Genomic DNA, 12,896 nt, shown 5'->3' with positions numbered 1-12,896 from the left:
TCGGGAACCATCATGACCCACACCGCCTCGCAACTCGACTCAACCCATTTCGATGTCACCATTATCGGGGCAGGGATCAACGGTGTGGGCCTGTTTCGGGAGTTGGCCTTGCAGGGAGTCAATGTCCTTCTCATCGATCGGGGCGATATCTGTGCTGGCGCGTCTGCAGCGCCCTCACGCCTGATCCACGGCGGCATCAAATATCTGGAGACGGGGGAGTTCCGCCTCGTTGCGCAGTCAACGCTCGAGCGCAACCTGCTCCTGCGCAACGCCCCGCATCTCGTGCGGCCGCTTCCGACGATCATCCCCATCCATTCCTGGTTCGGCGGGATCGTCCCGTCGCTTCTCAGATTCATGGGGCGCAAGAGCAAGATGGCCGATCGCGGTGTCCTCGTGACCGAAATCGGCATGCAGATCTATGATTTCCTCGGGCGCCGCGCTCGTCTCATGCCGCGCCACAAGCTGTCGCTCGGACGGAGAATGCGGCGGAACTGGCCTCATATGGCCCCCAGGGTCATCGCGACCGGGCGATATTACGACGCCGCTATCAGTCAGCCAGAGCGCCTCGGCTTTGAATGCGTCGAGGATGCGCTGAGTCTGAACCTGGGCTGCGCCGTCAAGACCTATACGCGTGTGGAGGGGTTCACCGATGGCAGGCTGACCCTGAGCGACCTCAAAAACCAGACCCGTCAGAGCGTCACGACCGATCTTATCGTCAATGCCGGAGGGGCATGGATCGATCAGGTCAATCGGGATATCGGCCTGTCGACACGCTACATCGGCGGTACGAAAGGATCGCATCTCGTCCTCGATCATCCCGAACTCTACCAGGAGCTCAATGGTCAGATGGTGTATTTCGGCACACCTGACGGGCGCATTTGCCTTGCCTATCCCTTCATGGGCCATGTGCTGGTCGGCTCCACGGATATTCCGGTGCAGGACCCTGATCAGGCGCACTGCTCGGAGGACGAAGAGCGCTATATGATCGAGATGCTCGCCCATCTCTTTCCGGGATTCAGTTTTTCGGCTGGGCAGGTGCTTTATCGCTATTGCGGGGTGAGGCCGCTTCCGGCCTCCAATACGGATGACCCCGGCGCCATCAGCCGGGATCACATTATCCATACCGACTACACCGGCACTACGCCCGTTCTGTCCCTCGTGGGGGGGAAATGGACCACATTTCGCGGGTTGGCCGAGGAAGTGGCAGATAAAAGCCTGGCTCTCCTGCACAGGAAACGTCGGGTGTCGTCGCGTGAGCGTGCGCTGGGTGGCGGTCGCGACTATCCGTCGGCCTCCATGCGGCCTTCCTGGCTCAGATCATTGGCAAGCCGACACAGCGTCGATCTCGAGCGGGCGACCGCGCTCTTCGAGCGCTATGGCACGACGGCGGAGCGGGTTGCGGCTTATTGCGCCCGCTCGCCTGACACGGCTCTACGCTCGCTCCGGGACTACACGCGCAATGAAATCCTGTATGTCACGACCGAGGAACTGGTGCGCGATGCGGGGGATCTCCTATTCAGGCGTACGCCCATCGCGTTGAGCGGCTGCCTGTCTCACGCAGTGATCGTCGAGATCTGCGGCGTCATGGCCGAAGCGCTCGACTGGAGCACCGAAACGACGGAAAAACAGATCGAGCAGAACTGGGCACGCGCGATAAAGGAACACGGGCTGCCTGAAAATCCCGCCAAAGCGCAAGCTGCCTGAGCGCGGGCGACGCCCCATGCCGCGCATGCCTCACCGCTGGCAGGGCGGAATGTCCCGGCGCCGGCATGTCTTCTCTTGCCCCCAATCCCAAGGCAAACCAGGCGCGGGACGGGGCATTGCAGCCGAGGCACGCCTGGAGACGGTCCCAGCTTTTGGCAACAGAGGCAGCGGCTGACGGAAACGGTCTGCGCGATCGACGGGTTCATCGTATCTCGATAAGCGGAACCGCGAGATGCACGGATTTCAAGCAACTCAGATGTTTCGGCACATCAGGATCACATCGTGGGCGAGGCACTCATAACAGAGTGACCGAAGACGCAAATCGATGAAAACACGCCGCTTTATGTCGTTTCATGACGTCGCGTGGCTGTAAATCATATCAACGTGAACGGTTATTCTGATATTTTCTCTTCTACGATGTTAGGAAAATCCATATCCTAACATCAGCACGTTACATTGTTCGCAGCTGTGATACGGAGAGAGAACAGGATGCCCAGAAAACCGCTCTGGATCGGAACGAGCTGGAAGATGAACAAGGGTCCGGCTGCGGCGCGCGATGCGGTCGGCCAAATCGCCTCCATGACGGTGCCCGAAGAAATCACGCCGTTCGTGATCCCGCCCTTTACCTCTCTCGAAGCAGTTGCGGGCACATTGTCAGGTACGCGTTGGCATGTTGGTGCGCAGAACATGCACTGGGAAGATGACGGCGCCTGGACTGGCGAGATCTCACCGCACATGGTGCGCGAATGCGGCGCAGATATGATCGAGCTGGGCCATTCCGAGCGGCGCGAACATTTCGGTGAAAGCGATATCACGGTCAATCTCAAAGTGCGCTCCGCGATACGCCACAAGCTGCGCCCGCTGATCTGCATCGGTGACAGCGCTAAGGAATACGAATTTGGCGTCACCCATGAGACGCTCGCACGTCAGACCAAGATGGCGCTCCATGGCCTGAGCGCGGACGAGATCGGCACGGTCCTTCTGGCTTACGAGCCTGTCTGGGCCATCGGCGCGAAGGGCAGGGCAGCCGAACCCGATTTCGTGGCGCTGGCTCATACCCGGCTGCGCAGCGTCCTTGCAGAACTGGTTGGCGCCGAGGCGGCTAAGCGCGTGCCCGTGCTCTATGGCGGCAGCGTGTCGCTGGATAACGCCGCACGTTATACGGCCCTCGATAATGTGGACGGCGTCTTCATCGGGCGCTCGGCCTGGGACCCTTCGGGCCTCGAAGCGATCATCCGGTCGGTGGTGTCATGAGCGGCGCGACTGGCGTCGAGAGCAAGGCCGTCTCGGCGCGTCGTCGGGAGATCCTGGACTACGTTCTCGAGAATGGCGGCGCACAGATCGAGGAGCTGGTCGATCGGTTCTCGACGAGCCGCATGACCATTCACCGCGACCTTCACGCCCTGTCCGAACAGGGACTTGTGCGCAAGGTGCATGGTGGCGTGACCATGCTGGCCAGCGGCGTAATGGAAACGAGCGTCGTCCATCGCATGCGACGTGCCTCACGCGAGAAGCAGGCGATAGCCCGTGTTGCGTCTAGCTTCATCAAGGCAGGCGATATCATTGCCCTCGATGATTCAACGACCTCGCGTGTGCTCTCGGAAAACCTGCCCTCGGGCATGCCGCTCACCGTGCTGACCAATAGTATGGGTATCGCCACGCAGATCGCTGGCGCACGCGACATCAGTCTCATTTCGCTGGGGGGTAAATACCACCCGCGCTTTGACGCCTTTCTTGGCATTCTGTGCGAGCAGGGCACCAAATCGCTTCGGGCGAATACGCTGTTCATGTCGGTTTCCGCCGTGCGCGACCTTGGTGCGTTCCATCAGGAGCAGGAAATCGTCAAATGCAAGATGGCGCTGATGGAGATCGTCGACCGTCGTATCCTGATGATCGATAGCCAGAAATTCGATGTGACGGCGCTGAACCGTCTCGCGAGCCTTTCCGATTTTGACGTCGTGATTACCGATTCAGGTGTGTCCGACAGTCAGAAGAACCGCATGCTCGACGCGGGAATCAACCTGCATATCGCCCAGATGGACGATGGGCTGACCGCTGCGCATGCCGACACCCCTGAACACATCACAAAAGGAACAAGACCATGAAAATTGCAGTAGGTGGCGATAGCGCCGGTGAAGGTCTGGCCCAGCAGATCGTCGCACATCTCAAGTCGAAGGGGGTGGACGCGGTTGATCTGTCACGCCCCGTGGATGCCAAGAGCGAGCTTTATTCCGAACTGAGCGAGCGCGTGGGTCACGCCATTCTTTCGGGCGAATACGAGCGCGGTATCCTGTGCTGCGGCACGGGCATCGGTGTCGCGATCTCGGCCAACAAGATCCCCGGCATTCGTGCGGCGCAGGCTCATGATGCCTATTCGGCCGAACGGGCTGCTCTCTCGAACAATGCCCATATCATCACACTCGGCGCGCGTGTGGTCGGGGCAGAGCTTGCCAAGACCATCGTGGACTCCTTCCTTGCCAAGGAATTCGATCCGGCAAGCGCATCGAAGAAAAACGTTGATGGTATCGACGCTCTCGACCGAAAATACTCGCCGAATTCCTGCAAGTAATGGATTAACACGACCATAAAGGTCTGATTTCATGAAAAAAGCTCTGCTCGCGACCGCTGCTCTTTTCCTCGCGCCTCTTGCTGCCCATGCGGCAGATAACGCGCCGATGCGGTTCGTCATGATACCGAAAGCTGTTCATCCTTGGTTCGACAAGGCCAATAACGGGGCCCAGTCTGCCGCTGCGCTGCTCAGCAAGGCGACAGGTCGCACCATCACGGTCGAATATCGTGCCCCCCAGACGGCCGATGTTTCGACCCAGAACGACATCATCGAACGCGCCATCGCGACACATCCCGATGGCCTGATCCTCGACCTTCTGGACGAGAAGGGCAATCGCTCCACCATGCAGGAAGCGGTCGACGAGAAGATCCCGATGACGGTGTTCGACTCCCTCCCGCCTGAGGGTATGGACATCACGGCAGTCGGTGCCGATTTCTGCGAGCAGGGCAGCCTTGCAGCGGAGCGCCTGGCGAAACTCATCAATCACAAAGGTGAGGTCGCCATCATGATGGGCGTGCCCACAGCACCCAATCATGCTTTGCGCGCCCGGTGCGAGCTCAAGGTCTTCACCAAATATCCCGATATCAAGGTTGTGGCGACCGGCATCGATAATGACAGCATCGAGACCGCCCAGAAGCAGGCCTCGGCCATCATGCAGGCTCACCCCAACCTTGCAGGTTGGGTTGCTTGTGATGCTGCCGGACCGGTGGGCATCGGCCAGGCCATTCGGGAGAGCGAGAAGGTAGGTAAGGTCCAGGAGGTCGGGCTCGACAACCTGACCGATATGCTCCAGCTCATCAAGGACAGCGTAGTGGATTCTTCGGCGTCCAGCCGTCCCGAAATGCAGGGATACTGGGCCGTGATCGCCGCCTGGCAGAAAGCCATGGGGCAGCAGACACCCAAGAACATCGATACGGGTATCGACATCATCACAAAAGCATCGCTCTCCAAATAATCGCTTTCGCGTTCAGGAGGGAGGCAGGGCCATGGTCCTACTCAAGGCGACGGGTATACGAAAAGCCTATCCAGGTGTCGTCGCCCTCGATCACATCGACCTGACCCTCGAACCCGGCAAGGTCCATATCCTTGCCGGGGAAAACGGGGCGGGAAAATCTACCCTGATCAAGACTCTTTCGGGCCTTGTTCGCCCCGATGAGGGCGCGCTCGTCATCGACGATGCCGATGCGCTGCATGATCCCAGGCTGTTCCGGCGTGTCGCCTACGTACCGCAGGAACTGAACCTGTTTCCTTATCTCACGGTCGCCGAGAACATGTTCATGCCGTTCGCCCGTTCGGGCTTCGGCAGAATCACGGTCTCTGAAAAGGCGATGGAGGAAAAGGCCGCTTCCTATATCGCCCGTTTCGGCATTCAGGCGCGCCCCGATCAGAAAGTGGCGGAAATCAGCGTACCCGATCAGCAGCTTCTGCAGATTGCCCGCGCCGCCACACAGGAAGATTTCGGGGTCATGATCCTGGACGAACCGACCTCATCTCTCACCGCTCGTGAAACGGAGCGGCTGTTTCGCATCGTCGAAGATCTGCGTACAAAGGAGATCGCCATCGTCTTCGTCTCTCACAAGATGGAAGAGATCTTCGCGCTGGGTGACACGGTCACAGTTCTGCGCAACGGCCGTAGTGTCGGCAGTTTTCCCATGGAGGGCATGACCGAGAGCGAGCTGATACGCCTGATGTCAGGCAGCTCGGTCAAGCTGGATGAGCAGTTTCAGTCATCCCCCTCGGCGCGCAGCGACGAGACGATATTGAAGGTCGAGAATCTTTCAGGGCCCGGTTTCGAAGATATCTCCTTCACACTCAGGCGCGGCGAAATCCTCGGTTTTGCCGGGCTCGTCGGGGCAGGGCGTTCGGAAATCATGCAGGCCATGTTCGGCTTCCGCAAGTTCAGCGGCGGGACCATCACTCTGGATGGTAAACGCATCCCGCCCAACCGTCCTGACAAGGCCGTTCAGGCAGGCATGGTCTACCTCTCGGAAGAGCGCAAGCATCACGGGATTTTTCCGATGCTGAGCGTGCGCGAGAACATTGCCCTTGCCGTCACGAGGGATATCGCCAAAGGCGGTGTGATCTCGCCCGCACGCGAAAAATCGATCGTTGCGGAGATCATACGGCAATTCGATGTGCGGACGTCCTCCCCATCGAAAAAGATCATGTTCCTCTCCGGTGGCAATCAGCAGAAAGCCATCATAGGACGGGCCATGGCCCGCAAACCCCGGCTGCTCATTTTCGACGAACCTACCAAGGGGATCGATATCGGTACCAAGTTCCAGATCTATCGCATCATGCAGCGTCTGGCGGAGGAAGGGGTGGGGATCATTCTCGTATCGTCCGAGATGAGCGAGCTTCAGCGCTGCGCGACACGAATCATCACGCTTTATTCCGGCCGGATCAACGGCTCCTTCGACCACGACAAGACAGATGTCAGTACGCTGGTCGCCTCCATTATCGGCTCTCCGGAGACCACACATGTCGCATGATCGTTCTGTCGACGCCGCTTCCGTTTCCTCCTCTCCGAACCCGGTCCAGAGGCTCAAGGCTCTGGCCGCCAACCCGCTTTGCGGTGTCGTGATCGCTCTCGTGGTCATCTTCGTCCTGTCCAGCGCGCTCTCGGCTAATTTCCTGACCGCGTTCAACATGAAGATCATCGCACGCTCCCTGGCCTTTGTCGGGCTGGTGACCATCGGTCAGGCCATTCTGATGATCCTTGGCGAACTCGACCTCTCGGTCGGTGCCATAGGTGGACTGGCAGGCGTGGCTGGCGGGCTCCTCATGGTTCAGGCCGGGCTCAATCCCTGGCTCTCCCTCATGCTCTGCCTCGCGTTGGGCACAGGGTGCGGCTTGCTCAACGGTCTGCTGATCACACGTCTGCGCCTTCATTCGCTCGTACTCACCATCGGCATGGCCGGTGTTTATGGGGGCGCCAATCTCGTGCTCACCAAGGGCGTGGCCATTACCGGCATCCCCAGCGATATCGGCTTCCTGGGCCGAGGCATGATGGCTGGCCTGCCGGTGCCCTTCCTGATCCTGCTGGTCTGCCTCGCCATCGTGTCCTTCGTCATGATCCGCACACCGCTCGGTCGCTACGTCTACGCCATTGGCAGCAATAATGCCGCAGCGCGCATGCTGGGCATCAGGGTGGACGCCATCCGCGTCTGCGCCTTTGCCACGGCGGGCTTCCTTTCGGCTCTTGCCGGTATCGTTATGGTCGCGCGTCTTGGCACAGCCCAGCCCTCCATCGGCGATACCTGGGTGCTGGCCCCTATCGCGGCCGCCGTGATCGGCGGGGTGGCCACCACTGGAGGGCTGGGCAGCCCGTTCGGCGCGGTACTGGGCGCGGTAATCATCGGGATCATCGAAAACGTGATCGTGCTCTTCGGCATCTCGCCTTACTGGCAGTCGATCGTCAGCGGCGGGATCGTGGTGGCCGCCATCTCCTTCGATGCCATTGCGCGACGCTATTTCAACCGGGAAGCCTGAACGCGCTTCCCGCTCCAATCACTCAGGACCGTCTGACTTTACCAAGGATACCCCATGACCAAGATCTGTGGCGACGCCGAGAATTTTGCGACCTCCGCCCTGCGGGGCTTCGCAAGTGTTTATAGCGATATCGTCCAGCCCGTACGCGGCGGCGTCCTGCGCGCCACTCCCGGCAAGCAGGGCAAGGTGACGCTGGTGGTGGGGGGCGGATCGGGCCATTTCCCGGCTTTCAATGGGTATGTCGGCGCGGGCTTTGCCGATGCGGCAGTGGCCGGGGACGTGTTCGCCTCGCCCTCCACCCAGGCTATTCTGCGTATCGCCCGAGAGGCTCATCTCGGTGGCGGCGTGATTCTCGGCTATGGCAATTATGCGGGCGACGTACTAAATTTCAGCATTGCCGCTGAGCGCCTGCGCGCCGAGGGCATCGATACGCGCATGATCGCCACGACCGACGATATCGCAAGCGCCCCCGCGCATGAGGAAAGCCGGCGTCGCGGCACCGCAGGGGACCTCCCGGTCTTCAAGATTATCGGTGCTGCGGCTGAGGCCGGGCTGAGCCTCGATGAGGTGGAGATCATCGGGAAGCGCGCCAACGCCCAAACGCGTTCCTTCGGCGTCGCCTTCGATGGCTGCACGCTTCCGGGTGAGAAGGAAAAGCTCTTTCATGTTCCTCAGGGCAGGCTCGCTCTTGGCCTCGGCGTCCATGGCGAGCAGGGTATCGACGAACTCGACCTGCTCCGTCCGGATGAACTGGCAGCCATTCTTTGCGACCGCCTTCTCAAGGAAGCCCCGGCCAATGCCGGTTCGCGCATAACGGCCCTGCTCAACGGCCTCGGCAGCACGAAATACGAGGAGCTTTTCGTGCTGTGGGAAGCGATCATCCCCAGGCTCGAGAATGCGGGCTACACAGTCATCGCTCCCCTGGCCGGTGAGTATATCACAAGCCTTGATATGGCGGGCTGCTCGCTTACCATGACCTGGCTTGATGACGAACTCGAACGCCTCTGGCGGGCGCCAGTCGAGAGCGCGGCGATCAGTCGGGGTGAGATGCGCGGGGCGTATCGCAACTCTCTGCCGATTCTCGCCGAAGCACCCGTCGCCTATATGAAATCCCTGACGGAGGCCGGTCGCCAGGGCGGGCGCTGCGTGGCAGGCATGATGATCAAACTGTCTGCGGCCCTGACCAAAGCGGAACCCGAACTCGGCCATATCGACGCCCAGGCTGGTGACGGGGATCACGGTCAGGGCATGGCACGCGGTGCGACGGCGGCTGCCAGAGCCGCTCGTGCTGCCGTGGAGGCCGGCGCTGGCCCGGCTACCGTGCTCGCCGCGGCGGCCGATGCGTGGGCCGACCGGGCGGGGGGAACCTCAGGAGCACTCTGGGGGGCGGGACTTTTCGCCTTCAGCACGGCTTTCGATGACTCCGCAGTCCCGGACGCGCAGGGTCTTTCCCTCGGCTTGAGACGGGCGATGGACAAGATCACGGCGCTCGGCAAGGCAAAGCCGGGCGACAAGACGTTGATGGACGCGCTCGCGCCGCTCGTTGAGGGATTCGATTCAGGATTACGGCAGGGGTTGACTGTCGCGAAGGCTTGGGTTGAGGCGGCACAGGCTTCCACGGAAGCCGCGGAGGCGACCAAGGACCTGCTTCCCCGTCTGGGGCGGGCACGTACCCATGGCGAGAAAAGCAAGGGTCATCCGGATGCCGGCGCCATCTCCATGGCGCTCAGTGCCCGCGTAATCGGCGAGGAGCTTGCCGCCATGGCCGTCAAGTAAGGCCGGTCATTCTAAAAGAGGGGGAGGCGCCACCGGAAACAGGCAGCGCAGGGAAGAGGGGAGCCTGTACTCCCCTTATTCCAAACCTTGTCAGACCGTTATCCACACCCTTACCCACGAACGCATCCACGGAATCTGTGGGTAATTCTTAAGACCCCGGCATATCGGTTGCGCCTTCTCTGGCCTAGACCTTCCGGAATCATGCCCCCGGAGGTGATGATTTTCAGAGCGGGACCGAACGCCTAATCCTTACGGGCAAAGCTCGAATTATGCTGGGAGTAGAACCAGTAAGTCCCAAAGCCGAGCCCTGCATAGGCAATGAGCAGCAGAGCAGGCACGGGATTGCCGTGCATGAGTGCGCGCGCCATGTCGGCGAAGAGCGGCGCAATCATCACGATGCAAAAGAGGATACCGAGCAAGGGCGTGATGCCGATCCACCATCCCCTGATTCGAAACCCGCCCAGAGGAACGCTGAAACTTCTGGGCATATCGGGATGCATGTTGCGCTGCCAGATGACCGTAAAACAGACAATTCCGAATGCCGCAGCAGTGCCGATACTGACGAGGTCGCTGATCACGTCTATGGGCAGGGTCGCCGTGGCGAGCGCCACGATCACGCCGAGCAGGATCGTTCCCGTCCAGGGGGTATGAAAGCGCTTGTGCACATATGAGAAGACAGGCGGCAGAAGCCCATCGCGGCTCATGGCGAAGAAGATACGCGTCTGGCCATATAGAAGTCCCATGAGAACGGAGCAAAGGCCAATGGTCGCCCCCATATTGACGAAGAGAGCCAGCCAGGGCTGCTTCATGGCGCGCACGGCAATCGAAAGTGGATCGGCAACATTGAGCTGCTGATAGGGCACGATCCCGATCAGGATGGATGCCACGCACACATAGACGATCGTGCAGATCACCAGGCTGCCGATGATCCCGACCGGCACGTCGCGCCGGGGATTGCGGGCCTCGGCTGAAGCCGTCGAAACCGCCTCAAACCCGACATAGGCGAAGAAGATGACAGAGGCAGCGCGAAACATGCCTGGTATGCCGTACTGGAACCCGCCCCGATATTCCGGGATGAAAGGGTGCCAATAGGCTGGATGCAGGGCGAAAAGCCCGCAGCCCACGAACAGAAAAAGCACGCCCACCTTGATGAACACGATGATCGTGTTCACGCGCGCGGATTCCTGGACCCCACGCACAAGACAGGCCGTAACCACCGCAATGGCAAGCGTCGCCACGAAGTCGAACCGCCAGCCGGAGGTGATAGCCATGCCGCCACTGCCGGGAACCGTCTGGAAGGTTGCCTGGCTCAACGCGGCAGGAATGTGGAACCCGAAGCTTGAGAGCAGGCTTGTGGCATAGCCCGAAAGACCCGAAGCCACTGCTGCGCAGGAAATCCCGTATTCGAGCAGGAGCAACCAGCCCACTGTCCAGGCTGCCCGCTCGCCCATCGACACATAGGCGTAGGAATAGGCCGAGCCGGAAACCGGCAGGCTCGATGAGAGCTCTCCGTAACTGAAGGCCGTGAAAAGACAGGCGAGCGCCGCGATGACGAATGAGATGAGAATAGACGGTCCGGCATATTCGGCCGCCGCCGTGCCGGTCATGACATAGATACCGGCCCCGATGGTCGATCCCACCCCCAGCATCACAAGCTGGGTGGCTGTAAGGGAGCGTTTCAGTCCATTCGTTTCGTAATCGGCCGTGACCTGCTCGAGCGTCTTGCGTCGGTTCGTGGTCGTCGACGGGGAGGGGGAAGGTGCGGCCAGGTCAGGAATGGTAAAAATCGCCCTAGTTGGAAAAGCCGATCATGCCGGATCGCTCGTCAAAGTGGAAATGATTTCGTTATCAGAAGAGAACGATCGCGAGAATGGAAACGAGGCCCGCCCCCATACAGTAGAAGGCGAAAGGCGAGAGCGCCCAGCGGTCGTGATTGCGGAAATACCTCAACAGCACCGCCGTACTGATCAGGGCGGTAACGCCGGCCGCTATAGCGGCCATGATCGAGATATGCATCATTTCGGAGCTGACCGTCATGCTGCGCAGCTTCCAGGCCTCGTGGACGGTTGCGGCGAGAACGGCGGGCTGGGCCATAAGCAATGAAAACCGGGCGGCAGTCTCATGGTCGAGGCCACGCACAAGCCCTGCATTAATCGTCGAGCCCGAGCGCGAAATTCCCGGGAACAGGGCGAGGCACTGCCAGCACCCGATCACGAGCGCATCCTTGACCGACATATCGGCAATCGCTCGTTGCGGCCTGCGCCCCTTATAGGAGCGCATCCACTCGGTCACGAGTAGAATGAGCCCGTTGAGAAACAGGAAAACAGCGACTGCGAGAGGGGTCCCAAAAATGACCTTGAGCTTGTGCTCGAAAGCAGCCCCGATGATGACGACCGGGATCGTGGCGACGACGAGCAGGACGAGAATACGGATGGCCTGCTCTCGCATGGCCGGACCATGACGCCCGATGGCACCGCTGAAAATCGCAAGCCAGTCACGCCAGAAGAAGCAAAAGAGAGCGACAAGCGTGCCAAAGTGCAACATGGTCAGGAACGGCAGGAACAACTCACTGCGTTCGTCGAGATTCCAGTGCAGCAAGGCGGGCAACAATACCGCATGGCCGAGACTGCTTACGGGAAAGAGTTCAGTCAGCCCCTGAACGATAGCGAGAACCAGTGCTTGAAGCAGCGTCATGTCAGCTCAATATGAAATAAATGTTTCTTTCTCCTGCCTCACCCCGGCAAGGATCGCAAGCCCGCGCTTGACCATCTGCCCGTCTCGGGCGAAGAGTTCCGCTCATATAACAGCTGGATGAATCAAAAATGGCGGCAAAAAACCGGGGAGGCGCGATTCTGGCGAGCGCGATGGTGCTTGCGCTGGCATCGGGCTTCGCCCTCTATGCCGTTGCCCAGCGTCATGGTCCCTCAGGCGATACGCAGCGCCTTCACGCCCGGTTCGTCTCGGCCAATGGGCTCAATGCGGGGGCTGCAGTGGTTCTGGCGGGTGTCCGCGTCGGGACGGTATCGCGCATCAGTCTCGATCCCCAGACGCAGATGGCGCAGGTTGATTTCTCGATCGATCGTCATCTCTCCCTGCCTTCAGACACGATTCTGACAATCGCCGCGCCCACCATGACGTCTGAAAACGCCCTCGCCATTGAACCGGGGAAGTCACGGGCACGTCTTCCCTCTGATGGGATGATCACAAATACCCAGGCCCCGACCTCGCTCGAACAGCAGGTCAGCAATTACATTTTCGGCTCCGGCATCCAGTAACATCAAGCCATCGGTGCGGCTACTCAGCGGATGGAGTGGGCGACCAAGAGCGTGAGTCGCGTCCCTTTGGGTGGGAAACA

11 protein-coding genes are annotated in these 12,896 nt (G+C 60.3%); 9 read left to right on the top strand and 2 right to left on the bottom strand.

Annotated elements, in window-relative coordinates; genetic code table 11:
* Positions 1-12: 12 nt before the first annotated feature.
* The 8 genes from C0V97_RS09305 (at position 13) to C0V97_RS09270 (ending at position 9,541) form a co-directional block, all read left to right on the top strand.
* Positions 13-1,704 (top strand): glycerol-3-phosphate dehydrogenase/oxidase, encoded by a 1,692-nt coding sequence (locus C0V97_RS09305; RefSeq protein WP_127102335.1) that lies wholly within the window; start codon positions 13-15, stop codon positions 1,702-1,704.
* 489 nt (positions 1,705-2,193) lie between these two features.
* Positions 2,194-2,958, top strand: a complete 765-nt coding sequence (locus C0V97_RS09300; protein WP_127102334.1) for a triose-phosphate isomerase — start codon at positions 2,194-2,196, stop codon at positions 2,956-2,958.
* Positions 2,955-3,809: a DeoR/GlpR family DNA-binding transcription regulator gene (locus tag C0V97_RS09295; protein ID WP_127102333.1), complete on the top strand. Its 855-nt coding sequence runs from the start codon at positions 2,955-2,957 to the stop codon at positions 3,807-3,809. Before C0V97_RS09300 ends, C0V97_RS09295 begins: the two co-directional genes overlap by 4 nt.
* Entirely contained in the window at positions 3,806-4,273 is a 468-nt protein-coding gene (locus C0V97_RS09290) for an RpiB/LacA/LacB family sugar-phosphate isomerase (protein WP_127102332.1), read from the top strand. The genes C0V97_RS09295 and C0V97_RS09290 overlap by 4 nt, the downstream gene beginning before the upstream one ends.
* A gap of 31 nt (positions 4,274-4,304) precedes the next feature.
* Complete coding sequence (locus C0V97_RS09285; protein ID WP_127102331.1) at positions 4,305-5,228, top strand: substrate-binding domain-containing protein; 924 nt, start codon at positions 4,305-4,307, stop codon at positions 5,226-5,228.
* Positions 5,229-5,259: 31 nt separating this feature from the next.
* Entirely contained in the window at positions 5,260-6,765 is a 1,506-nt protein-coding gene (locus C0V97_RS09280; RefSeq protein WP_127102330.1) for a sugar ABC transporter ATP-binding protein, read from the top strand.
* The gene (locus tag C0V97_RS09275; protein WP_127102329.1) at positions 6,755-7,765 is read left to right on the top strand and encodes an ABC transporter permease; all 1,011 of its coding nucleotides are present in this window, start codon (positions 6,755-6,757) and stop codon (positions 7,763-7,765) included. Before C0V97_RS09280 ends, C0V97_RS09275 begins: the two co-directional genes overlap by 11 nt.
* A gap of 54 nt (positions 7,766-7,819) precedes the next feature.
* Positions 7,820-9,541 (top strand): dihydroxyacetone kinase family protein, encoded by a 1,722-nt coding sequence (locus tag C0V97_RS09270; protein ID WP_127102328.1) that lies wholly within the window; start codon positions 7,820-7,822, stop codon positions 9,539-9,541.
* A gap of 242 nt (positions 9,542-9,783) precedes the next feature.
* On the opposite strand, the gene C0V97_RS09265 is transcribed toward C0V97_RS09270, so the two are convergent.
* Together C0V97_RS09265 and C0V97_RS09260 are read right to left on the bottom strand one after the other, a co-directional pair.
* Complete coding sequence (locus C0V97_RS09265) at positions 9,784-11,190, bottom strand: amino acid permease (RefSeq protein WP_233582077.1); 1,407 nt, start codon at positions 11,188-11,190, stop codon at positions 9,784-9,786.
* Positions 11,191-11,389: 199 nt separating this feature from the next.
* The gene (locus C0V97_RS09260; protein WP_127102326.1) at positions 11,390-12,235 is read right to left on the bottom strand and encodes an undecaprenyl-diphosphate phosphatase; all 846 of its coding nucleotides are present in this window, start codon (positions 12,233-12,235) and stop codon (positions 11,390-11,392) included.
* A gap of 128 nt (positions 12,236-12,363) precedes the next feature.
* Between C0V97_RS09260 and C0V97_RS09255 the strand changes: the two genes are divergently transcribed.
* Positions 12,364-12,816 (top strand): MlaD family protein, encoded by a 453-nt coding sequence (locus C0V97_RS09255; RefSeq protein ID WP_127102325.1) that lies wholly within the window; start codon positions 12,364-12,366, stop codon positions 12,814-12,816.
* The last annotated feature ends 80 nt before the right edge of the window (positions 12,817-12,896 follow it).

This window comes from Asaia sp. W19 (assembly GCF_003994335.1).
Lineage (GTDB): Bacteria > Pseudomonadota > Alphaproteobacteria > Acetobacterales > Acetobacteraceae > Asaia.
This window is presented reverse-complemented; position numbering and strand designations above follow the sequence as displayed.